Below are 22,747 nucleotides of genomic sequence, written 5' to 3'. Positions count from 1 at the left end.
GCTCGCGGCGATCCTCGGACGGATTCCAGCGCCCGGTCGGCTGACGGCGAGGCGCACTACGCCCCGCTCGGCCGCTCGATTCGGGTCGGCCCGGGTATCGGTACCGCGGTCGCCGTCTCGGCAGCCGTCTCGACCGACCACAGACCCGTTACGGCCGGCGGACCGCCGGCGGTCCCACCCGTCGAGGCCGACCGAACTCCGGGAGGATCCAGCGACCGGGAGCCGTCGTCCGCGAGGTCGTCGGCCGACACCTCGGTGCCGTTGATCCGGATCGTCACGTTCGTCTCCACCGAGATCCGAGTGAAGTTCTCGATCGTCCCCTCGAACCTGTAGGCGTCGCCGTACCCGGCGTTGCCGGTGAACCCGTCGATGACCGTCCGCCCGTCGTCGGTCCGCCTGATCTCGTCGTTCGCCTCGGCTTTCACTCGCCGGGAGGCGTTCGCTTTCTCGGCGGTGCCGTCGACGACGATCTCGTACTCGTACTCGCCCTGCTCGCTCGCGACGATCTCGATCAGCGACTTCCGCGGGGAACGGATCTCCGACGGGTCGAGTACGCGAACGTCGTCGTAGATCCAGCGGTCCCCCTCCCCGTGACCGAAGAAGCCGATACCACCGCTCGTCGGTGCTCCCTGTGGCTCGGGCGCTCGGATCGTTCCGAGCGGCGCGCTCGCGTTCGCTATCGGCGCTTCGTAAACTCTGAGAGCGATATCGTCGGTCGACGCGGCCCAGTCGACTTCGACCGTGTAGAACCTGTTCCGCTGGAGGTCGACGTCGGTCGCGCCGAGCGTCCGGTCGGACTCGTTGGGCGGGTCGTACTGCAGGCGGACCGTGTCCGTCTGCGGTTCGAGTTCGACCTCGTATCGGTTGTTGAACCCGCTGTCGGGCTGCTGGCCGAACTGGAACGACGTTCGGAAGTCCCAGCTCCCGTAGGTTCCGATATCGAACCGAAGCACGTCCCCCTTCTCGGGATAGGTGTCGAGGCCGCTGAACGACGCGATCTCCGCGGGATCGGCGCTCCCCGCGTACTGCAGCGCACTGCCCCCCTCGGTGGTCGTAGTCGTGTTCAGCCGCCAGGCGTCCGTCGACCCTGCGAGGGGGACGTACTCCGAGACGTCTCCGTCCTCGAAGTCGTCGACCGACTCCGGCCGGATCGGGTCGGGACTCCCGACCCCGATCGCTTCGGTCCCGACGTCGCTGGCCCCACAGCCCTTCTCGACGGCGAGTCGCACGCTGTAGGTGCTGGCGTTGGCGTAGCTGTGGGTGACGTTCCGGCCGACCGCGTCGACGACGCCGTCGTTGTCGAAGTCCCAGCGGTAGGCGACGATCTCGCCGCCGTTCGGGTCGCTCGCGTTCGCGTCGAACTCGACCGGCTGGCCCGCGACGGGGTCGCCCGGCGCGTACTCGAAGGCGGCCTCGGGCAACGGCGCGCACGGCGCCTGATAGCTCCCCGTCCCCGAACCGGCGTCGCCGCCGCTCTCCGCGGACAGCTCGACCGTCCGGTTCGTCCCGTCGGTCGCCGTGTCGGTCGTCGTGTAGGTGACCCTGTACTCCGCGGTGAGGCTCTCGCTGATGTCCGCGTAGATCGCCGCGAGCTGGGAGCTGTTGGGCGACCTGTAGTAGCTCCCGCCGGTCTCCAGCGCGAGGCGCCGGAGGCTCCCCTCGTTCACGTTTCGCCCCAATCCGATCGTGTACACCGGGACGCCCGCCGCCCGCGCGTCGTCGATAGCGCCACTCACGTCGTTCGACGGGTCGGTGTTTCGCCCGTCGGTGAGGACGATCACGGCCGACCGGCCGACTCTCGACCCCGCCTCTCCGATCCCCTCGCTCGCGGCACGCCAGAGTACGGTCCCCCCACCGGTGTCGATCCCGTCGATGGCGCTGCCGAGGCGGTCAGTGTCGGTCGTCCACCGCTGGGTGAACTCGACCCGGCTCCCGAAGTCGATAGCGAACCCCTCGTCGCCGGCGCCGAGTTGGTCGACGAACTGGCCCGCGGCGGCCCTGGCGTCCCGGATCTTCGACCCGCGCATGCTGCCGCTCCGGTCGATCACCAGCGCCGCGCTGACGTTCGAACCCCGGACCTCGGTCGCGGGCTCGACCGACTCGACCGTCTGGTTGGTCCCTTCCTCGACGATATCGAAGTCGTCGGCGGTGAGACCCGTGACGGGGTCGCCGCTTTCGTTTCGCACGCTGACGTACGCTGTGACCTCGGGGAACTCCGGGCGAGCGACCTGCCTGACCGTGACGTCGAGGCTCCCGTTCGAGGCCGACCCGTCGTCGGTCTGCTGGCGAGCCGAGCGGTGCCCCGCCGGTCCGGAACGTTCGACCGCGGACTCGCTCGCTGCGTTGGGCCCCAAGGCCTCCCCGCCCGACGAGTCGGCACCGTCCGACTCGGCTATCGGAGTCGCGACGACCGGCGCGACGACGCTCCCGACCACGAGTACGACACCGAACGTCGCTCGGAGTACGCGCCCCGACGGCCGATACCGGGGTTCCCGACCCCCGAACGGACGACCACGACTCACGGCCCCGACACCTCCCGTCGCCGGAGTCGTGCTCCCGACCGACCGCAGGGTCTCGGTGAGCGACGACGTGCGTCGCCCGCCGGCCCTCCGCGTTCGGTCCGGATCCGATGCTCGGTTCTCGACCCGAAGGATCCACCCATGCCACACGGTACCGCATGCCGCCTGAAACCAGTAGTTGCCACAACGTCCGGCAGTTCGACCGGTGATAGTTACCGACTAAACGAACGGTTCGTGGCGAGTGTCCATCAGTTTCCACTGAAGCCGGCCCCGTGGCGCGGCGGTCAACGGGCGCGAACCCGCACCGAGAGAGCCGACGATCCCGGGGCGTCGTCGCCCGAGGGCTATAACACACCGGTGGTGTCCCAGTCGCTGGGACGCCGCCGCATCCTCATTTTGTAAACCCCCGATATTGGTGGTACCTGGGAACACAGACCGCAGTCCCGTTCCTGGAGTCCCCCACAATGACACAGACGAGATTCGAGTCCGACCCCGAACGGACGCGCCGCTCGGCGGCGCGCGACGAGTCGACCGCCGAGGCGTCGTGTCCGGAGTGCGACGGGCGGGTCACCCGCGACGAGGCCAGCGGCGAAGCGACCTGTGACGCGTGTGGACTCGTCGTCGAGACCGACGAGATCGACCGCGGTCCCGAGTGGCGCGACTTCGGCGGCGACGGCCGGGAGCAGAAGAGCCGGGTCGGCGCACCGATGACCGAGCTCATGCACGACAAGGGGCTCAGCACGAACATCGGCTGGCAGAACGAGGATGCCTACGGGTCGCCCCTCTCGGACCGCCAACGGACGCGGATGGAGCGATTGCGCACCTGGGACGAACGGTTCCGGACGAAAGATGCCCAGGAGCGCAACCTCAAACAGGCGTTCGGCGAGATCGACCGCATGGCCTCGGCGCTCGCCCTCCCCGATTCGGTTCGCGAAACCGCCGGCGTCCTCTATCGGCGGGCCGTCGAGGAGGGACTGCTCCCCGGCCGCTCCATCGAGGGGATGGCGACGGCGTCCCTCTACGCGGCCACGCGACAGCACGGGGCGCCCCGACGGGTGACCGAGTTCGCGGACGTCTGTCGGGTGTCCCAGAAACGCATCGAGCGGGCGTATCGCTATCTCAAGACCGAGCTCGGGCTCGCCATCGAGCCGGAGGACCCGGCCAAGTACGTCCCGCAGTTCGCGTCCGCCCTCGACCTCAGCGACGAGGCCGAACGGCGAGCCGGCGAGCTGCTCGCGGTCGCGAAACGGGCCAACCGCCACAGCGGCAAGAGCCCGGCCGGCCTGGCCGCGGCGGCCGTCTACGCCGCGGCGACGCTGGTGAACGAATCGCTCACCCAGGCGGACGTGAGCGACGTCGCGGACGTGAGCCGGGTGACGATCCGCGACCGATACCAGGAGCTGCTCGACGTGTACGCCGACCGCGAGGGATGAGTCGTCGACGGCGCGGTCGACCGGGACGACGCGGACGCACGCTCGACCGGCCGGCCGCGAACGGCGCTCGACGAGCCCGCGACCCGAACTCGCATGCAACCGGATAGCATATCCAATCGCGTCCACAACTACTACTAATGGCGGAGGAGTCAGCGCCGGCGCCGGACGACACCTCGCTGACGGCCGTGCTCGAAGCGCTGAACGATCCCGACTGTCGAGCGATCCTCCAGGAGACCGCCGAACCCATGACCGCGACCGAACTCATCGACGCCTGTGACATCCCGAAATCGACGCTGTACCGCAAGCTCGACCGCCTCGGTTCGGCGGCTCTCCTCCGCGAGCGCGATACCATCCATCCGGAAGGCGGGCGGACGACGACGTACGCCCGCGATTTCGACAACGTGCTGATCGCCATCGAGGACGACGACTCCTTCTCGGTCGCCGTCGACCGCCCCTCCCGGAGCGCCGACGAACGGCTCGCGGACATCTGGTCCGCGATGGGGGACGAGCTATGAACGAGGTGGCGGTCGCCATCGCCGTCGTCAAATCCGTCGTCCTCCTGCTGGGCGGCGCCATCACGGTCATCGCCTATCGCGCCTACCGTCGGGCGGGCGACCCGTCGCTGCGGGCGCTCGGCGCCGGCTTCGGCGTGATCACGCTCGGCGCGCTCGTCTCCGGGGCCGCGAACCAGTTCTTCGGCGTCCCGTTCGAGACCGGGGTCCTCCTCAACAGCGTCTTCCTCGCGGTCGGGCTGGCGATCATCATGTACTCGCTGTACATGCAGCGATAATTCCCGATCGACCCCTTCACGGCCAGTGGGTCCTCCCCGTAGCCCTCACGTTCGATCGGGGCGCTAAACACGCCGTAGGGGAGCTTAAAATACCACAGCACCAGCAAGAGGACGGGAAGTCCGAGCACGGTCACCAGATTCAGCGTCAGCGGCGAGACGACCGCCGCCCTGACAGTCAGCCCGGACGGCGGGTGGCCATCGGATACAGCAGAAGTGCGACGAGCACGCAACAGCGCTGGAAGCGCCAGCGTACTCGCCAGCAGGCGCGGTACTCGCCGCGTCCGGCCAGCGCGCTCCCGCCCAACCCCGCGACGACCGACAGGAGGACGACCGCTGCCGCGGGCACCGAGCGGATCGTGTCGGCGGCGCCGCCGGCGTCGGTCAGCACGACGGTTCCCAGCAGACCGACCACCACAGCCAGGTACGCCAGCGTCGCGGCGACCCCGTACCGACGCAGGTCCGACGCGACAGTCGGCTCGCTCTTTGCCCCTAGGAACGCCGCGCCCGTGACGACCGAGACCGCGACCAGACCGACGCCGGTCAGCAGCGCCGGCAGCGACAGCGTCGCCACGTCGAACAACCAGCGGCCGGCGAGCGTCCCGAACAGCAGCGGTACGAGAAGGCACCCACCGACGAACGAGTAGTCATAGTACCGTTGCCACCGTTCGTCGTCCCGCTGTTCGCGGAGCTCCGGTCCGAGTCCTCGGAGTCGGTATCCGCGACGACGTGTATTTTGTCACCCTCTGAGAGGTGGGTAGCTGACAACGACGCCTCGCGCTGGCTTTCGATGGCGACGACAGACACTTCCAGCGCGAGTTCGGCGAACAGCACGCCGACTCTCCTTTGCATTCCACGACAATTGCTCGGACGGTCCTGAGAGAACCGAGCTACTCCACGGCGAATTCGACACCCGTGATCTCGAAGCGTGCGCCGCCTTCTACACTCTCAGTGACGCGTATCTCCCACCCGTGTGCGTCGGCGATCTGCTCGACGATGCTCAGTCCGAAGCCGGTGCCCGCTTCCTTCGTCGAGTACCCCGCGTCGAACACGTCCGCACGTTCGGCCTCGGGGATGCCAGGCCCGTCGTCTTCGATATAGAAGCCGTCTTCGAGCGCGCCGACAGTGACGACCACGTCCTCGCCGCCGTGTTCGAGCGCGTTTCTGAGGAGGTTTTCCAGCAGTTGATACAGTCGGTCGTCGTCCGCCTCGATCGTCGGTAGCGGACCGTCGTCGCTCGCGTACCGTAACTCGGCGCGGGCCGCGTCGTCGGCCACGAGTTCCCACGAGCCGTCGACGGCGGCTTCGAGTACGACAGCATGCAGTGCCCCGATATCTCGCCCGCCGCGGGCCAGCCAGAGCACGTCCGCAGTGATACGCTCGATCCGATGCAACGCAGTGGCGATCGTCTCGATGTGGTCGCTATCGCACTCCTCGCGAACGAACTCCAGCCGACCCTGGGCGACGTTCAGCGGGTTGCGGAGGTCGTGACTGACGACGCTGGCGAACTCGTCGAGTCGGTCTCGTTCCCGCGTGAGCGCCTGCTCGCGGTCTCTCCGGTCTGTGATGTCGCGATACACCCACAGATGGCCGACGCCGTCCGTGAGCTCGATCGGCTCGTAACTGCGAGCGAACGTGCGGCCGTCCCGCAGCGACAGCTCTTCGTCGCGAACGGATTCGCGTCGGCCCACGAGGTCGGCGATCCGCGCCACGAACCGCTCCGATTCGACGAACGTCTCGCCGAGATCCGCGGCCAGCTGCTCGCAGTCTGCCCCGGTCACCGGCTCCGGGAACGTGGGGCCGTCGAACAGTTCGAGCAGCCGTTCGTTGACCGTCAGGACGTTCCGTGACTCGTCTTCGACGAGGATCCCGACGGGAAGCGTCTCAACGAGCGTCGACAGCAACGCGTTCGTCGCTTCGAGTTCCCGCTCGCGCGCTATCCGCTCGGTGATGTCCCGGTTGTTCGTCACGACCCCCTCGATCGCGTCGTGGTCGAGCCGATTCCGCCCTCGGATCTCGAGCCAGCGCCACTCGTCGTCGGCAGTCCTGAACCGGCACTCGACGGTCACCGTCGACTCCGGCTCGGCGACGAGGTCGGCGAACGCCTCGAACGTCCGCTCCTCGTCGTCCGGGTGGACGTAGTCGAACCCGTGTTGCCCGACGAGTGCGTCCGCGTCGTACCCCAGAATCCGCTCGACCGCGGGACTCTGGTACGTGACCGTGCCGGACTCGTCGAGAACCGTGATGATGTCCGACGACCCCTCGAGATACGACTCGTACTGCTGGAGTTCGCGCTCGCGCGCTTTGCGTTCCGTGACGTCACGGTCGGAGACGAGCAGCGAGACGACCTCGCCGTCGTCGTCCGTCACCGGTCTGAAGACGCCCTCGACCGTGTAAGGCACACCGTTCGAACGCACGAGATCCGCCTCGAACTCGACGTACTCCCCGTCTACCGCGCGCTCGACCCATTCTCTGACGTCTCGCTGGACGGCCTCGGAGTGGTCGAACCACGGCGTCGCCCAGAACGGCTGGCCGGTGACCGACTCGCGCGTGCCAGCCACGTACTCCATCGCGGTGTCGTTGATATCGAGGACTGTCCCGTCGGTGTCGAGTAACCCGACGAGGATGTTCGGGTCGTTGAACACGGCCCGGTAGCGCCGCTCGTTCCGTTCGAGTCGGCGCTCGCGTTCGTTCTCGGCGGTCACGTCCCGCTGAAACCCGACGTAGTTCGTGATCGTACCCTCGGCAGACCGAACGGGGGCGATCGAGACGCGATTCCAGAACTCGGTTCCGTCCTTTCGATAGTTCCGCAGTTCGACAGTGACCGGTTCGCCGGCGTCGATCGCCGACCGCATCGCCGCCACCGGCTCACCAGCAGTGTCCGCTCCCTGCAGGAACCGACAGTTCCGACCGAGAACCTCGGCTTCGTCGTAGCCCGTGAGCTGTTCGAACCGCTCGTTGGCGTACACGATCGGGTTATCGTCACGGGTAGGGTCCGCGATCGTGATGCCGACCGGTGCTTCGTTCATCGCCCGAGTCTCGAGTTCGCCGTCCGCTTGACCTCCTTTCCGGTCCGTGATATCCCGGAACTGTGAGAAGATCGCGACCGTCTCTCCGGAGTCGTCGGTGACGACTCGGTTGTGCCACTCACAGACGATCCGCTCGCCGTCCTCGCGGACGTTCCCGTTGATGCTGTGGTAGCCGTCATCGGCCGCTAACAGGCTCGAAACGACGGCCGCAACCTGTTCGCGGTCGGACTCGGGAACTATCGTCTCCCAGGAGTCGCCGACCAGGTCGGCCTCGGCGTACCCGAGGATCTTCTCGGCTTTCTCGTTGACGCGGGCGACCTCGCCGTCCTCGTTCCACTCGATGACTCCGAGCGGTGACTGGTGGAAAAACAGCGACAGTCGCTCGCGACTCGCTTCGAGTTCGCGCTTCGACCGATACTGCTCGACGGCGTTCGCGATGCGATTCGCTAGGACCGCGTACTGGCTGGTGCCGGTCGCCTTCTGCAGGTAATCGGTCACACCGGCCGAGATCGCCTCGCTCGCCACCTCCTCGCTCCCCTTCCCGGTGTAGAGAATGAACGGCAGTTCCGGGTACTCCGCACGGATAGCTTCGAGGAGCGCGATCCCGTCTCGTCCCGGCATCTCGTAATCGGAGACGATACAGTCGAACGGCTCGTCGGCGAGTCGTTCCAACCCCTCACTGGCACTCGCCGCCGTCTCGACGACGAACCGCTCGTCCTCGCGTTCGACGAACGTCGCAGCCATATCGGCGAAGTCCGGCTCGTCGTCGACGTGAAGCACGCGGATCCGGGCGTCCTTCGAATCGCCAGCGCGGGACGCCCCGAAGTGAGACATAGTACGAGCACTCTCGAGAGACTAAAAAGGTGTTTGGGGCAATTCCCAGCGTCGAGATCCGGGATCCTCGTGGCCTACCCCGCTCTACCGCTCGCTTGTGATATCGAGTCTACCACTCTCTGGGAGAGATAGACCCTGGATTCGGCCCGGACAGGGGAACCGAAGACGGACTCCCCAAGGGGCTACTTTTTAGATCCGGGTGCGGCCGAGTGGCTTCGAGTGAACGCACTGCTGTGAGGGACTCGGCTCTGGGAATATTTCGACGCTCCCGAATCCGGTTGTATCTGCCTCGGATACCGTTAGAATTTTCTGCACACAAAGTATCGACGCGATCGATGGACCACCTGGACGAAATTTCCGTCGACGAACTTCAAGACGCCCTCGACAACGTCGATGGAAACAAGCCGACACAGCGGTTGTTGGCGGCGATCGCGTACAAGAACGGCGTGACACAGACCGAACTCGCAGAGTGGCACGACACCGGGCGACGAACGATCTACAGCTGGCTCATGCGACTCGATACGGACGAACCACTTGCGCAAGCCGTCTCTGATGCTCATCGATCCGGGAGGAATCGGAAGCTCTCGGAATCTCAGCAGGAAGAGTTCGAACGAACCGTCCATCAACCGCCCGAAGAAGCCGGGATCGACGCGCCGGCGTGGACGCCGGCGCTCGTCCAGGAGTTTCTCGAAGACACCTACGGCGTCGAGTACTCCTATCCCAGTTGTCGGCGGCTGCTGAAGGAAGCTGGCTTGACCTATCAAAAGTATCACGACAACGTCGCTGAAGCTGATGGATCTGATCCAAAACAGTTCCACGACGCGCTCGAACGGGGCGAGTGGAGGTGGACGCCGAAATAGTCCGCATCGATCAAACGAGAAATCTGCGCAGGTCGAGGCGCGTACCGCTTGGGTTCCCTGTGGTACGGGGCCCCGCCAAACGATCTCGCCAACGCTGTTGGACGCGTCTTCTCGGCGCACTCACCGAAGACGGCGAACGCTTCCACGGTTCGTGAATACGCCACCATCGATTACGCGAAACATTTCAGAATCCAATTATGATTTGAGTTCAGAAAATATTTTCTCGTTTACTTGATACTGCGTCGTATTTCCAGGTACCGGCCGTCACGGACATGTCGTTCCATGAGAAGTCTTCCTTCGTCACGCTCTCTGCGTACTCACCGGGGCCCGATCCTACCTGAAAGTGTCGAAAAGAACAGTAAGACGGTCTGAAAACTAGCTCGTCGATTCACTCGACGAACTCACGGCGGCGATCGAGACTGTTCTCGATCAGTGTCCCCAAGTTGAGCAATCATTTCTAACGGCTTTCGGTGGCGGCTATCCGAACTGGAAGGGCAGTGGGAACGAATCGTACGAGGGCGGCTGGGACGACCGTCGGCGTTCGGTGAAGCAGGTCGTTGGGTTGTAGGTCCGAACCCGCATACAACCAGAATTGCTGGTCGTGCGTCCGGGTCACTGATCTGTCGAGCGCGATCTAATTCGGAGGGTGACCGGATTCGGGCTGTAGGTCGGCTTTCTGAAGCCAATCGTGGACCGCTTTGCGACTCCGACCGACACCCAGTCGGTCGAGTAGTTCGACGGTATTCGATAGCGAGAGCCCGAAACGTGCGATCGAATATCCAGTGCTATCGCCGACTCGGGTGTCCGCTCGCGCCCCAGAAACTCCAGATCCATTCAGTTTCCACGTTTTTCCGAGGCGCCCGATCTCTGGTATCGGCATCAAGAAACCACACCGCCCCACGGTTCACGCTTACCTACATACGACCGATTACCCCGACAGACGGTTGATCGAGTGCGGACAGGGACGTTTGCCATACAAGTAAATTACAGTATTACAAGTGTAATCCCCTGTCATAACGAAACTATGACTGTAATTTCTATCCGGGTCGTAACCGTCGGGCAACCGTCGACGGTCGCCTCGACCGCGTCGGCGCCGGTCGAAGTCGGACGGGGGGTCAGTACTGTTCGTGTCGGAGCTCGATGATATTGACCGTCTCGCGCAGTTCGTTTACCAGTCGTTCCTCCGTCTCCGTCTGAGACAATCGAGACGTCGGTCCCGTGATAGACATTGCCCCGATGACGGTGCCGTCGCTCTGTTTGATCGGCATTCCGAACGCTCGGACGCCGACGATGTGTTCCTCGTCTTCGATGGAGTACCCCCGTTCACGGGTCTCCTCGAGTTCGGCCACGACCCGTTCCTCGTCGCTCAACGAGTGTTCCGTCGCCTCGCCGAGGGCCTGTTCGTCCAGGAACGACCGGAGTCGGGACTCCGACCAGTGTGACAGGATCGCTTTCCCGATAGCAGTGAGATTGAGGGGCGTCCGCGACCCGATCGGCACGTCGTCCCAGATCGCGTTCTCCCCCTCGGCGCCGTAGATGATGACCCGCTCCCCGCTCTCCGGGACGCCGAGGTTCACGGCTTCACCCGTCTCACGGGCGAGCCTGTCGACCTGAGAGCGGCCGACCTGATAGAGGGTGAACGAGTGTCGGAGTTGCCCCGCGTGCCAGAGGATCCGAAGCGAAAGTCGGTACCGTCCGTCTTCGTTGATCGCGTACCCCATATTTTCGAGGGTCTTGAGGTAGGAATGGGCCGTGGTCTTCGGGATGTCCAGTTCGTTCGCCAGCTCGGTTACACCCGTCGATTCCACGTCGGTAAGGTGTTCCAGTATTTCGAACGCTCGCTTCATGACCGCGAGAGACTGTGTTCCGCCGTCCTGCGAGGTGTCATCAGTCATTACCTCACGGATTCGGACGGAGACATATATATGTTGGGTGCTGGCACGTCCGTTCCGATATTCCGTACCTCTCGAGAGTACGCACGGGACCATCTGCGGGTCGGCTCGTAGCTGACCTGAGGTGCAACGTCTCCGTCTGACTGGTTGCGCAAAGCGGGATCGGGCGAGTCGAAGACGTAGACGGCCCCTAATGACGAACTACGTCTGTCCCGATATCTCGTACGGGTGTTTTGAAGGGGGCCGTCCCTCCACGATCGTGAGTGTGGTTAGCAATCATCTATCGATTCTGTCCGAATATTTGGTACGGCTGTCGCTGTAGGGCGTAGCTCGTTTCTCGCGTCGATACGCGCAGGCGGTCGGTGGCCCCGAGCCCTACATACCTCACGAGATCGCTCTGTCAGAAGTCGAGTGAACCCGAGGAGTTATATACTGTTACTGGGACAATGGTGGTGTGAGCCCAGAGATCGTCAAAATAGAGAGTGTCGAATTCAGTTATCCGCTCCCGGACGTCGGCGTCGACGGTAATGGATTCAACCTCGTGTACGAACCCGGTTCGACGACGGAACGGAAGCTCTTCGGGATCAAGATCCACACCGACGAAGGGATCACCGGCGAGTACGTCGGTGGGAACTCGCCGGGCGCGGCGCAGATCAACACGTTCGCCGACTATCTGGTCGGAAAGAACCCGCTCAAGCGCGAAAAGCTCTGGAGCGAGGCCAAGCGTGCCCTTCGCAAGTACGACCGGATGGGGATCGGACCGATCGACATCGCCCTCTGGGACTTCGCGGGGAAGTACTACGACGCGCCGATCCACGAACTGCTCGGCACGTACCGGGAGCGAATCCCGGCGTACGCCTCGACCTATCACGGTGACGACGAGGGCGGTCTCGACTCGCCGGAGGCGTTCGCCGACTTCGCCGAAGCGTGTCTGGAGATGGGGTACGGGGGGTTCAAGATCCACGGCTGGGGTGGCGGCGACGAGTTGCGAGACCTCGACCGCGAGATCGAGGCGGTACACGCCGTCGGCGAACGGGTCGGCGACGAGATGGACCTCATGCACGACCCGGCCTGCGAACTGGAGACGTTCGCCGACGCGCTGAAACTCGGCCGCGCGCTCGACGAACAGGGGTTCTTCTGGTACGAGGACCCCTACCGCGACGGCGGCATCTCCCAGCACGCCCACCGGAAGCTCCGCCAGCAACTCGACACTCCTATCCTCCAGACCGAGCACGTCCGGGGTCTGGAGCCCGCTACGGATTTCATCGCCAACGAGGCGACGGACTTCATGCGTGCCGACCCCGAATACGACGGTGGGATCACCGGTGCGATGAAACGGGCCCGTATCGCCGAAGGCTTCGGTATCGACGTCGAGTTTCACGCGCCGGGGCCGGCCCAGCGTCACTGCATCGCCGCCGCTCGAAACGCGAACTACTACGAGCTCGCACTCGTGCATCCGGACTGTCCGAACACCCAGCCGCCGGTGTACGAGGGTGGCTACTCCGACATGATCGATACCGTCGACGACGATGGCACCGTCTCGGTTCCCGACGGCCCCGGTCTCGGCGTCGACTACGACTGGGACTATATCGAAGAGAACCAGACCGGTAGTCTCCACGTCTACGAGTAACCGCCAGCGGGCCCGGTGCTGTCAGGCCACCAGTTCCGCTCTCCCGACCTTGTCTATACGCTTCGGGCCGCCGGAGAACCGTCTATCCTTTCGGCATACAGGAGAATGTCAACTAGCCGCCCGTGGTACCGACGGCCCGATCAGCGGTCGTTAGCGAGCCAGCGGACGAGATCCGCCCACAGCGTCGGGTAACTCTCCCACTCGACGAACTCCATCGGGCCCCAGTGTGGCGCGCAGTCGCTGGCGAACGCCGCCGACCGACCGGACCCGTGGTCGCCGACCACCAGGAACGGGTCCTCCTCGATGCGAACGAGTTCACGAGCGTCGTCGTCGGCTTCGAACCGATTGTAACCGAGGAAGTCCGGCCAGTCGTCCCGGATGTTCGCGAGGACCGGGTGGTCGGGGTCGACCACCTCCGGATAGACGCCGTCGGATCGCTCGACCCGGTCGTCGGTTCGTTGCATAGCGACTGGGAGGGCGTCTTCGACGGGCGTCCCCGCGTAGTTGGCTCGACCGTTGATCCCCTGGAAGGAGAGGTAGCCACCGATCATCAACAGCCCGCCACCGTCGCGGACGAACTCGTCGATCAACCGGAGCCGGTCGGGCCGCCGCGCGCCGTCGCCGAACGTCTCTGGGGGGATCGCGAGCGTGTTGTATCCGATATCGCTCAGGACGACCACGTCGTACTCCCCCAGCTCCGCAGCCGTCTCCGGGAACGACGAGGCGGCGACGTGACACGGCTGGTACGTCGTGTCGATGCCGTCCGACGTCAGTGCGGCTTGGAGGTAGTCGATGGCTTCGGTGTAACTCGAACTGGAGAACAGGTCGAACCCCTTCACGTGGAACTCGATCGTCTGCCAGGACTCGCCGACTAGCAGTGCGCTAATTGTACCCATACAGATGGCGATTGCACTGGGAAATTTAATTCTTTCGGCCCGTGGTCCCATTTTCTGGAGTCTCGGGGCTACGCTGGAGTCGAACGCGAAGGTCCGGAACCGGGCCGGGTGGTGAAAGCTTTCATCCGGATGTCGAAAATGTTTTTATACCCTTCGTTCGCATCGTCAGTGTACTCATGACGTGCCATCGCAGCTCAGTGTCAATAGCGCATCCAGTGGAGCCGAGTCATCCCGGAGGGGGCTCGTAATGTCCGTCGTCGACAAGGTGGTCGGCGAAGACAGAGACAACGACGACCTGGTCCTGCTCTTCCTCGACAACCTGGTGTGGCCCATCCTGATAGCGACGTTCGTCGCCTTCGCGTTCCTCCTCCCGGAGTCCTTTTTCACTTCGGGGAACATTCGATTTCTCCTCCTCTCGAGCGCAGCACTCGGGATGCTGGCGCTCGGCGAGTCGATCTGTCTGTTGAGCGGACACTTCGACCTGTCGGTCGGGTCCATCGCGGGCTTCTCCGCGATGATCACCGGGCTGTTCATGACGCAGTGGTTCCCCGGTGCGCCCGGGATCGTCGGAATCGCCGTGATACTCCTCGTCGGCGGAACCATCGGGCTCATGAACGGCATCTCCGTCGCGTATCTCGGAGTGAACCCCTTCCTGCAGACGCTCGCGTTCTTCATCATCTTCCGGGGCGCCACGATCGCGGCGTCCACGTATCCGATCACCGAACTCCCGGAGTCGTACCTCTTCGTGGGGGGCGGCGACCTCGTCCCCGGCGTTCCGTTCGCCGTCTTGATCCTGTTCGCCGCGTTCGCTCTGATCGGGTTCGTCCTGAAGTACCAGCCGTTCGGTCTCTCCATCTACGCGGTCGGCGGTAACGAACAGGCCTCTCGCGAAGCGGGTATCAACACTAAGCGAGTCATCCTCTCGGTCTACGTGCTCTCGGGGATCTTCAGTGGCCTCGCCGGCCTGCTGTTCACCGGCTTCCTGGGCGCAGCGACGCCGTCGCTGGGGGAGAACCAGATGTTCCCCGCGTTCGCGGCAGCCATCATCGGGGGCATCAGTATCTTCGGTGGACGCGGGAACATCCTCGGTGCTCTCGGCGGCGTCCTGTTGCTCGGCACCATCGAGGCCGGCCTGGTGATGCTGCAGGTCCAGCCGACGCTCATCCGAATGACGAACGGGCTCATCCTGCTCGGCGCCATCCTGCTGTACACCGGGATCGAAAAGTACCGTAAAGCGAAGCTTCAGGTCTGAGACGGACGGTCCGAACGCGGGAGGCTCTTCTACCGCAAAACGCTGTTCGGTTCCGTCGTACCGACCCTCTGGCACGGTCGCCGGGCTCTCGGCGGTCGAAGCCGATCAGTTCGACCGCAGTCGGACAGTCGCTTTCGAAGGGGAATCTGTCGATGGGGCTACCACGGACTCGCGAACCGATTCGACCCCCCACCCGGACGCCGCCAACCGACCGCCGACGATACGCACACCGCTGCCACCTGCCCTCAACCCGGCGATATCGGGACATATGGCAATTTAATCGAAGGTTTTGAAAACATATGCCCGCATATTAGGTCTATTCCTGGGTAATACACGGCGTACCCAAAGCTTAAATGGTTGGCTGGTATCTACGCTCTGTGTATGGAAGATAGTCACAAGCGTCGCACCTTTCTGAAAGGTGTGGGTACTGCGGGCACGATCGTAGCGGCCGGACTGGCTGGTTGTAGCGGTGACTCGGATTCGACGCCGACGGACGGGGAGCAGAGCTCCGACGGCGGTTCAGGGTCGACTGTCGGCAGCACCGATTCCGGCGGGGACGGCGACTACACGATCGGGTTCCAGATCGGCGGGCTGCAGAACTCGTGGTTCACCGCGCTCGCTCGCGCCTCCGAGTGGTACGCCGACGAGATCGGGGTCGAACTGAACATCGGTGACGGAGAGCTCGATCCCACGCGACAGGTGACCGTCGCGCGAAACCTCATCAACAGCGACATCGACGCCCTCGTGGTCAACCCCTTCGACTCGGAGGCGATGGCGGGTCCGGTCGAGGACGCCGCCGAACAGGGCATCCCCACGTTCAGCGTCGACTCTGTCGCCGCGAGTTCGGACCTCAACCTCTACACGGCGTTCGGTAACTACGAGGCGGGCCAACGTGCGGCCGAGAACGCCGTGGCGCAACTGGAAGAACAGAACGGGGCGCCCGAGGGGCGCCTCGTCGAGGTGATGATCCAGCAGTCGGCGAAACTCGGCGTCGCCCGTCACGAGGGGACGGTCGCCGGTCTCGAACAGTACGACGACGTCGAGATCGCCGGGGAGATCATCACGAACAACACGCGTCAGGACACGACGACGAAGGTGACGAACTTCCTCCAGAGCGACTCCGACATCGACGGGTTCGTCTGCCACGCCATCACGACCGGTAACGGGACGCTCAACGCGCTCGATCGTCAGGACATGAAGGCCCCCAAAGGTCAGGACGGTCACAAGATCATCTCGCAGATCGACGCCGGGTCGACGACGCTGACTGCGATCGACGACGGGTTCGTCGACGTCGCCATCGACCAGCCGGTCCACTTCTACGGCCCGATCACCCTTCACTACATCAAGGAGTACCTCGACGCGGGCAAGGACGACAGCGTCCTGCCGAGCCCCGGTGACACGGTCGAGAGCGACGCGATGTCGTTCGAGTCGTCGGCTGCGCAGGAAGCCACGGGCAAGAACATCTGGGCCGAGAACGCGTGGGCGCCGGGAGAGGTCCAAGAAACCGAGGACGTCGACGACGTTCCCTGGTTCCGCACGAACTCGATCCGAGTCACCGAGGACAACTACGATGCGGACTATCTCTGGGGCAACTGGATCACCGACGTAGCCTGAACCGAACGATGCATCACAACCACACCACACGGTTCACACACAATGTCTGACAACGACCAACCGATCGTCGAGATGCGCGGTATCGGGAAACGCTTCGGCCGGATCCAGGCGCTGAACGACGTCGACCTCGACATCCGTGACGGCGAGATAATGGGGCTGGTCGGGGACAATGGGGCCGGCAAGTCCACTCTCGTCAAGACGCTCGTCGGCATCCATCAGCCCGACGAGGGCGAGATCCGGATCAACGGCGAGCAGGTCACCATCGACAGCCCGAAAGAGGCACAGGCTCACGGAATCGCCACCGTGTATCAGGACCTCGCGCTGGTCGACCAGCAGACGGTCGACGCGAACATCTTCCTCGGTCGCACGAAAACTCGGAAGCTGGGCGGACTGATCCCGGTGATCGACTGGAAGGGGATGCGCGAGGAGGCGGCGACGACGCTTCAGGATCGACTGAACTTCGACGTCCCGATCGACTCGAAAGTCGAGTTCCTCTCGGGCGGCGAGCGACAGGCGGTCGCGATCGGTCGCGCCCTGATCACGGACCCCGACCTGATCATCCTGGACGAACCAACCTCGGCGCTCTCGGCCGACGCCGCCGAGCGCGTCATCGACCTGGTCAAAACGCTTCGCGACGAGGGAATCTCCGTGTTGCTGATCAGCCACTCGTTCGAAGAGATCTTCTCGCTCACGGACCGGATGACGATCCTCCACAACGGAGAGCGCGTCGGGACGGTCGACAGTGCTGACGTGACCGAGGACGAGGTCGTCGAGATGATGGTAGCCGGAAACGAGATCGACGAGGTGCGAGCGGCGACGAACGATACTGCGACGAGCGCCGACTGAAAGGGCTACTCGCCCTCGACGAAGCTGAGGACCCGCTTGGGATTCTCCTCGACGATCTTCTCTATGGCGGCTTCCGAGACCCCCTCCGCGCGGAGCCACGGAAGCACCTCGTTCGGGATGTACGCGTAGCCTTTCCCGCCGTACTTGGTCAGCTGCATCTTCGTACAGACGTCGTGACTGAACAGGAGCCGGTCCGCGTAGCCGGCGTCGACCAGCTCGACGACCGCGTCGACCCGGGTGGCGTCGGACGGGTACGCGTGGTCGTCGTCGGCCATGTACATGTCCCAGGCGTCCCACTCGTCGAACTCGAGGTACGCCCCCCTGTCGGCGATCCGCTGGTGGGTGGACAGGTCCTGCATGGCGTCGTGGTCCTGGTCCATGTGGCTAACGACGACCCGCTCGAGCGGGAGCCCCTCCGCTTCGACGATGTCCAGCGCCTCGAGGGCCGCAGTCGGTGAGGGCTCAGGCCCGAACAGCGGCGGGTGGATGTTGAGCGATGCGCCCGTCCGACGGGCCGCGGTCGCTCCCGCTCGCAGGACCTTCTCCTCCTGGGGGTGGATGGTTCCCGAGAGGCCGATCTCGCCGATCTGCCCGGCTCGAACGTCCGTGTCCGCGATTCCCGACCGCACGTCGGAGACGAACTCCGCCTCCAGTTCCTCGCGGGTCGAGTCGTCCACGTGGTCGGTGTGGGACGGGCGGGTGTAGTAGGCGGTCCCGTGGACGAACTGCAGTCCGGTCGCCCGGGCGATCCGCCGGACGCGATCCGGGTCGGCGCCGGCGTTTTTGGGTGTGACGTCGACTATCGTCGTCCCCCCGGCGCGGTAGTACTGCTCGAGTTCCGCGATCGCCTCTTCGGTGGACTCGAGGCGCATGTTGTCTTTGTTCTTCAGCGGATTCGTGCGGATGTACCCCAGGTTTTCCAGCGTGACCGGCTCGCGCGCGAGCCGCTGGGCTTCGGGCTTCGTCGGTTTCGTGAACCACCCGGTTACCATGTCCAGAAACACGTGTTCGTGGGTCATGACCGTGCCCAGCTCGTCGGGATCGATACGTCCGGTAACAGTTACGACTGTTCCCGCATCCGATGGCATGGTCACATCTTCGACAGGCAGTTCTAAGAAGGTACTGATGGTGCGCCCGCCCGCAACTCCATCTACAGTCGACGCGCAGCTCCTCACCATCGCGGTGGAACCGGGCCCGACTCGATGCCGACACCGTCGACGGTCGGGGCCACGCAACAAACGCTAAGGGGACGCCCGATACATCTCTCACCCATGGGGCAGCTCAACCCACAGTTCGACGGAGAGACAGTCATCGTTACCGGTGCGGCGTCCGGCATCGGCCGGGAGATCGCCCGACAGTTCGGAGCGGCCGGCGCGATGACCATCGTCGCCGACCTCCGGCCGGACCCCAAAGACGGCGACGTACCGACCCACGAACTCGTCCGCGAGGAGGGGGGAGACGCCGAGTTCGTCCAGACCGACGTGACCGACGTCGACCAGCTAGAGACGCTCGTGGAAGCCGCTCGCGAGTTCGGCGGCGTCGACGTCATGATCAACAACGCCGGGATCATCGTCTCCGGGTCCATCCGGGAGGTCGACCCGGAGACGTTCGACAAGATTCACGCGGTCAACGTCCGCGGGACCTTTTTCGGCACGCAGGCGGCGGCCAACGACATGATAGACCGCGACGACCCCGGCGTCGTCATCAATACGGCGTCGATCAGCTCGGACCTCGCCCAGTACGACCAGGTCCAGTACGACTCCTCGAAGGGCGCGATCCGGATGATCACGCGCGGGTCGGCACTCGAACTCGCGGAGCACGACATCCGCGTCAACGCCGTCGCGCCCGGACAGATCGCGACGGAAATGACCGACGGGTGGGCCGACGAGGCCAGGGAGAAGATCGCCGACGACGAACTCGTCAAACCGGTGCCGCTCGGCCGGGCCGGCACGCCGGCGGATCTCGCACCGGCGTATCTCTACCTGGCCAGCGAGCAGGCCGGGTACGTGACGGGGGAGATGCTTCAGGTCGACGGCGGCTGGCAGGTGTTCTGAACCCGGTCAGTGAGTGCGGGCGGGGGGAGACCGGCGGGACCGGACGCGAACGGTGTCACGTGGACAGCGCTTCCTCGATAGCGCCAGCGAGCACCTCGGTCCCGATGTCGATACTGGGCTCGTCGACGTCGAACCTGGGCGTGTGGTGGCCACTCGGATGGTCGGTCCCGACGATGACGTACGTCGCCTGCCCGCCGTTCGCGGCGACGGCGTCCATGAAGTACGTCGCGTCCTCGCTCGCTCCGAACGCGCCCCGTCGACGGACCTCCTCGACGCCCGACACCGGAGCCGCGGCCTCGCAGACGGTCGAGGCTAGGACCGGGTCGCTGTCCACCCGCGGCGCTCTCCCGATCGTCTCCGTCGAGAGCTCGCAGTCGTACATCCCCGCGGCGTGTTCGAGGACGCGGTCGACGCGCCGGTCGACCGCTTCGAGCACGGGGTTGGTCCCGGCGCGCGCCTCGAGTTCGATCACCGCTCGCTCGGCGACGACGTTCGAGGCCCGACCGGCCTCCGCCCGGCCGACGTTCACGCGCGTGAGCGCGTCCGCGTGTCGTGGGATCGCGTGGAGGTTCTGGACCGCCGTGGCCATTGCTTGCATCGCGTTCCGGCCGTCCTGTGGCGCCGCACCCGCGTGTGCGGACTCGCCCGTGAACGTCGCCCGGCGTTGCCGGATCGCCAGGAACTCCTCGGCTCCGGCGACGACCGTCCCGGTCGAGTACCCGAAGCCCACGTGCACGGCGAACAGTGAGTCGACATCGTCGATGTGGCCGGCATTGACCATGGCCTCGCCACCGCCGAGCACTTCTTCGGCCGGCTGGAAGAACACCTTGAGCGTCCCGTCGAACTCCCGGTCCGCCAGTTCCGCGAGCGTCCCGAGCCCGATAGCCATGTGAGCGTCGTGGCCGCAGGCGTGCATGATGCCCTCTTCGACCGACCGAAATCCCTTCGCAGCGGGCTCGTGGTCGGCGTCGCTCGGTTCCGCGACCGGCAGGGCATCGATGTCGACGCGAAGTCCGACGACCGGGCCATCACCTCGCTCCAGTACGGCGACTAGCCCGGTCGCTCCGCCCTCGACGGCATCGAGGACGTCGTCGCGGGCGCCTCGTCTGGCGGCCTTCTCGTGCCAGTCGTCGAGCACTGTCTGCTCGGGTACGCCCAGGCGACTCTCCGGGTCGATAGCGTCTTCGCCCACGTAGCACTCGTCGACGCCGACGGCCTCGACGAGGTCGACGAGACGGCTCGTCGTGTGGAACTCACACCACGAGGGCTCGGGGTACTCGTGAAACTCGCGTCGGAGGTCGATCGCGTCTGGCAGGTCTTCGGACGGCATCGGAGACACGTCGGGTAGACTGTCTCGCGTTATTTAATCGTTTGCTCGGGCCGGTGAGCAGTCGCCGACCGTCAATCTCCGCCCTCGGAGAGAGCGACCGGAAGACCCAGAGAGTCTGTCCGGTCGGTGTACTGCAAACGCAGTGTGTGACGGCGCGATCAGGTAGATATAGGACCACCGGGGTCGACGTATCGCTCACAGGTGACCACAGCGTGACTGTCCTCGACACTGCCGGCGTTTCCGTTGATCCGTTCACTGTGATCAACGTGATCGGTCTCGTAGCGTTCGCCTTTGTCGGGGCGAGGAAGGCCATCCGCGAACGGTTCGACCTGTTCGGGATCGCCGTCGTCGGTCTCGTGACCGCGTTCGCGGGTGGGACGACACGCGACCTGCTGGTGAACCGCGTCCCGCTCGCGCTCAGTTCCCCGGCCGAGGTGGCCGTCGGAATGCTCGGCGTGGTGACGGCCGTCGGCGTCAGTGCCGTCGTCGAGTCGGCGAACGACCACCCGGTGACGGTTCTCGCGGACGCGGTCGGACTCGCGTCGTTCGCAACCGCAGGGGCGATCGTCGCGACGACTGCGGGGCTCGGCGGTTTCGGCGTCGTCGCGCTCGCGATCATCAACGCCGTCGGTGGCGGGGCGTTCGCAGACGTGTTACTCGACCGGTCTCCGTTCGTCCTGCTCGACGACTTCTACGCCAGTTGTGCGTTTCTGGGCGGTCTCGTCTACTGGCTCGCCGTCCACCTCGGCGGACCGGGAGGGCTCTCGGCGGTCCTCTGTGTGTCCGTTACGTTCGGCACACGCATCCTGGCGGTAACCTACGGATGGGAAGTCCCCACGGCCCAGAGTCTCCGAACCACGGACTAACTGCGGAGGCTACACGTTGGCCGCCAGCGAGAGCGACGACACTGAACGTGGCCAATAGTCGAGTTACCCGACAGTCAGACCCGGAGTTTCGGACCGCCACGTAGCGGAAAATATCACGTCGATCCCGATGTAGCGAGCGTGAGCCGCGAGCTACTGCCGGGTCGCCCACTCGAGGGCGTCGAGCCAGAACTCGTCGTAGCCGTCCCAGTCGACTAGATCCAGTCCCCACTGGATGCCCGGGTCCGACGTGTACGTGACGACGCGCCCCTCTCCGTGTTCGGTGACGGCCAGGAGCGGGTTCCCATCGACGGTCGCGATCTCCGTGGCGTCGTCGCGCAAGCCCGCGACCTCGTTGTACCCGTAGATGGTCGGTAACGATTCGTCTTCAACGGAGTCCAGCAGGGGGTGATCCGGCCGTTCGACCGTCACCGACGCTCCCTCCGGCCGCTCGACGCGGTCGTCGTAGATCGGCCGAATGTCGACAGGCAACGTGTCGGCGACCGGCGTGCCGTGCCAGTTCCCGACGCCCTGGTATCCCTGGAACGTCATCCAGCCGCCGCAGTACACGAGGCCGCCGCCGTCGGCGACGAAGTCCCGGACGATCCGCAGGAGGTTCGGCCCCGGGATACTGTCGGGGTGGAAGTGTGGCTCGAGCGTGCCGCGACTGAGGTCGCTGATGATCAGCGCGTCGTACTCGGCCAGTTCCTCGACGGACCGGGGGAAGTCCGTCATCGTGTCCGGGCCGTCGAGGAAGTCGACGGACAGATCCGTCGCCCCCTCTAATGTCTCGAGGAGCGGCTCGTAGTCCCGGATCTTCTGGTGGAACATCTTGAACGAATCGGCACCGACGTAGTATTCGTTTGCCTGTAGCTTGTGATCGCCGATGTACAGTACGTCCATCTACC

Annotated in this window: 16 protein-coding genes and 3 pseudogenes; 10 read left to right on the top strand and 9 right to left on the bottom strand. The window is 64.8% G+C overall.

Going from position 1 to position 22,747, the window contains the following annotated elements; translation table 11 throughout:
* Positions 1-56 precede the first annotated feature (56 nt).
* The gene (locus C475_RS06425) at positions 57-2,435 is read right to left on the bottom strand and encodes a VWA domain-containing protein (protein ID WP_006882980.1); all 2,379 of its coding nucleotides are present in this window, start codon (positions 2,433-2,435) and stop codon (positions 57-59) included.
* Positions 2,436-2,983: 548 nt separating this feature from the next.
* On the opposite strand from C475_RS06425, the gene C475_RS06420 reads away from it, so the two are divergent.
* The 3 genes from C475_RS06420 to C475_RS06410 all read left to right on the top strand — a co-directional run bounded on the left by C475_RS06420 (position 2,984) and on the right by C475_RS06410 (position 4,742).
* On the top strand, positions 2,984-3,952 hold the full coding sequence (locus C475_RS06420) for a transcription initiation factor IIB (RefSeq protein ID WP_006882979.1): 969 nt from the start codon (positions 2,984-2,986) through the stop codon (positions 3,950-3,952).
* Positions 3,953-4,089: 137 nt separating this feature from the next.
* On the top strand, positions 4,090-4,467 hold the full coding sequence (locus C475_RS06415) for a winged helix-turn-helix domain-containing protein (RefSeq protein WP_006882978.1): 378 nt from the start codon (positions 4,090-4,092) through the stop codon (positions 4,465-4,467).
* Positions 4,464-4,742 carry a DUF7521 family protein gene (locus tag C475_RS06410; RefSeq protein ID WP_006882977.1) on the top strand — a complete coding sequence of 93 codons (279 nt, stop codon included), beginning with the start codon at positions 4,464-4,466 and terminating at the stop codon, positions 4,740-4,742. The genes C475_RS06415 and C475_RS06410 overlap by 4 nt, the downstream gene beginning before the upstream one ends.
* A gap of 175 nt (positions 4,743-4,917) precedes the next feature.
* Here C475_RS06410 and C475_RS06405 read toward each other — a convergent pair.
* Together C475_RS06405 and C475_RS24860 are read right to left on the bottom strand one after the other, a co-directional pair.
* Positions 4,918-5,391 (bottom strand): annotated as a pseudogene (locus C475_RS06405) (cytochrome d ubiquinol oxidase subunit II); the annotation flags it as partial.
* Positions 5,392-5,629: 238 nt separating this feature from the next.
* Positions 5,630-8,602, bottom strand: a complete 2,973-nt coding sequence (locus tag C475_RS24860) for a PAS domain S-box protein (RefSeq protein WP_049930206.1) — start codon at positions 8,600-8,602, stop codon at positions 5,630-5,632.
* A gap of 335 nt (positions 8,603-8,937) precedes the next feature.
* Here C475_RS24860 and C475_RS22270 point away from each other — a divergent pair.
* A pseudogene (locus C475_RS22270) lies at positions 8,938-9,919 on the top strand (IS630 family transposase); the annotation flags it as partial.
* A gap of 87 nt (positions 9,920-10,006) precedes the next feature.
* On the opposite strand, the pseudogene C475_RS22265 reads toward C475_RS22270, so the two are convergent.
* A pseudogene (locus C475_RS22265) lies at positions 10,007-10,296 on the bottom strand (IS6 family transposase); the annotation flags it as partial.
* A gap of 281 nt (positions 10,297-10,577) precedes the next feature.
* Positions 10,578-11,357, bottom strand: coding sequence for an IclR family transcriptional regulator (locus tag C475_RS06390; RefSeq protein WP_006882973.1), 780 nt, complete (start codon positions 11,355-11,357; stop codon positions 10,578-10,580).
* 451 nt (positions 11,358-11,808) lie between these two features.
* Between C475_RS06390 and C475_RS06385 the strand changes: the two genes are divergently transcribed.
* A complete protein-coding gene (locus C475_RS06385) occupies positions 11,809-12,984 on the top strand; it encodes a mandelate racemase family protein (RefSeq protein WP_049930204.1) in 1,176 nt (391 codons plus the stop codon).
* Between the two features lie 140 nt (positions 12,985-13,124).
* Here the strand turns inward: C475_RS06385 and C475_RS06380 are convergent, their stop codons facing one another.
* A complete protein-coding gene (locus tag C475_RS06380; protein WP_006882971.1) occupies positions 13,125-13,880 on the bottom strand; it encodes a glutamine amidotransferase in 756 nt (251 codons plus the stop codon).
* A 247-nt stretch (positions 13,881-14,127) separates the two neighbouring features.
* On the opposite strand from C475_RS06380, the gene C475_RS06375 reads away from it, so the two are divergent.
* The 3 genes from C475_RS06375 to C475_RS06365 all read left to right on the top strand — a co-directional run bounded on the left by C475_RS06375 (position 14,128) and on the right by C475_RS06365 (position 17,592).
* Positions 14,128-15,132, top strand: a complete 1,005-nt coding sequence (locus C475_RS06375) for an ABC transporter permease (RefSeq protein WP_006882970.1) — start codon at positions 14,128-14,130, stop codon at positions 15,130-15,132.
* 381 nt (positions 15,133-15,513) lie between these two features.
* On the top strand, positions 15,514-16,746 hold the full coding sequence (locus C475_RS06370; protein ID WP_082223263.1) for a sugar ABC transporter substrate-binding protein: 1,233 nt from the start codon (positions 15,514-15,516) through the stop codon (positions 16,744-16,746).
* A gap of 42 nt (positions 16,747-16,788) precedes the next feature.
* Positions 16,789-17,592 carry an ATP-binding cassette domain-containing protein gene (locus C475_RS06365; protein WP_006882968.1) on the top strand — a complete coding sequence of 268 codons (804 nt, stop codon included), beginning with the start codon at positions 16,789-16,791 and terminating at the stop codon, positions 17,590-17,592.
* Positions 17,593-17,597: 5 nt separating this feature from the next.
* On the opposite strand, the gene C475_RS06360 is transcribed toward C475_RS06365, so the two are convergent.
* Complete coding sequence (locus tag C475_RS06360) at positions 17,598-18,680, bottom strand: phosphotriesterase family protein (RefSeq protein ID WP_161625177.1); 1,083 nt, start codon at positions 18,678-18,680, stop codon at positions 17,598-17,600.
* Positions 18,681-18,863: 183 nt separating this feature from the next.
* Between C475_RS06360 and C475_RS06355 the strand changes: the two genes are divergently transcribed.
* A complete protein-coding gene (locus C475_RS06355; RefSeq protein WP_006882966.1) occupies positions 18,864-19,646 on the top strand; it encodes an SDR family NAD(P)-dependent oxidoreductase in 783 nt (260 codons plus the stop codon).
* A gap of 55 nt (positions 19,647-19,701) precedes the next feature.
* Here C475_RS06355 and C475_RS06350 read toward each other — a convergent pair whose 3' ends face one another.
* Positions 19,702-20,976 carry an amidohydrolase gene (locus tag C475_RS06350; RefSeq protein WP_006882965.1) on the bottom strand — a complete coding sequence of 425 codons (1,275 nt, stop codon included), beginning with the start codon at positions 20,974-20,976 and terminating at the stop codon, positions 19,702-19,704.
* A gap of 212 nt (positions 20,977-21,188) precedes the next feature.
* On the opposite strand from C475_RS06350, the gene C475_RS06345 reads away from it, so the two are divergent.
* Positions 21,189-21,842: a trimeric intracellular cation channel family protein gene (locus tag C475_RS06345; RefSeq protein ID WP_049930201.1), complete on the top strand. Its 654-nt coding sequence runs from the start codon at positions 21,189-21,191 to the stop codon at positions 21,840-21,842.
* A 150-nt stretch (positions 21,843-21,992) separates the two neighbouring features.
* Here C475_RS06345 and C475_RS06340 read toward each other — a convergent pair whose 3' ends face one another.
* Positions 21,993-22,742, bottom strand: coding sequence for a glutamine amidotransferase (locus tag C475_RS06340; protein WP_006882963.1), 750 nt, complete (start codon positions 22,740-22,742; stop codon positions 21,993-21,995).
* Between the last annotated feature and the right edge of the window lie 5 nt (positions 22,743-22,747).

This window comes from Halosimplex carlsbadense 2-9-1, from assembly GCF_000337455.1.
GTDB lineage: Archaea > Halobacteriota > Halobacteria > Halobacteriales > Haloarculaceae > Halosimplex > Halosimplex carlsbadense.
This window is presented reverse-complemented; position numbering and strand designations above follow the sequence as displayed.

Coding starts and splice junctions, on each gene's coding strand:
- C475_RS06420 (WP_006882979.1), top strand. CDS start 2,984: ATGACACAGACGAGATTCGAGTCCGACCCCGAACGGACGCGCCGCTCG.
- C475_RS06415 (WP_006882978.1), top strand. CDS start 4,090: ATGGCGGAGGAGTCAGCGCCGGCGCCGGACGACACCTCGCTGACGGCC.
- C475_RS06370 (WP_082223263.1), top strand. CDS start 15,514: ATGGAAGATAGTCACAAGCGTCGCACCTTTCTGAAAGGTGTGGGTACT.
- C475_RS06365 (WP_006882968.1), top strand. CDS start 16,789: ATGTCTGACAACGACCAACCGATCGTCGAGATGCGCGGTATCGGGAAA.
- C475_RS06355 (WP_006882966.1), top strand. CDS start 18,864: ATGGGGCAGCTCAACCCACAGTTCGACGGAGAGACAGTCATCGTTACC.
- C475_RS06380 (WP_006882971.1), bottom strand. CDS start 13,880: ATGGGTACAATTAGCGCACTGCTAGTCGGCGAGTCCTGGCAGACGATC.
- C475_RS06390 (WP_006882973.1), bottom strand. CDS start 11,357: ATGACTGATGACACCTCGCAGGACGGCGGAACACAGTCTCTCGCGGTC.
- C475_RS06340 (WP_006882963.1), bottom strand. CDS start 22,742: ATGGACGTACTGTACATCGGCGATCACAAGCTACAGGCAAACGAATAC.
- C475_RS06350 (WP_006882965.1), bottom strand. CDS start 20,976: ATGCCGTCCGAAGACCTGCCAGACGCGATCGACCTCCGACGCGAGTTT.
- C475_RS24860 (WP_049930206.1), bottom strand. CDS start 8,602: ATGTCTCACTTCGGGGCGTCCCGCGCTGGCGATTCGAAGGACGCCCGG.
- C475_RS06360 (WP_161625177.1), bottom strand. CDS start 18,680: ATGCCATCGGATGCGGGAACAGTCGTAACTGTTACCGGACGTATCGAT.
- C475_RS06375 (WP_006882970.1), top strand. CDS start 14,128: ATGTCCGTCGTCGACAAGGTGGTCGGCGAAGACAGAGACAACGACGAC.
- C475_RS06410 (WP_006882977.1), top strand. CDS start 4,464: ATGAACGAGGTGGCGGTCGCCATCGCCGTCGTCAAATCCGTCGTCCTC.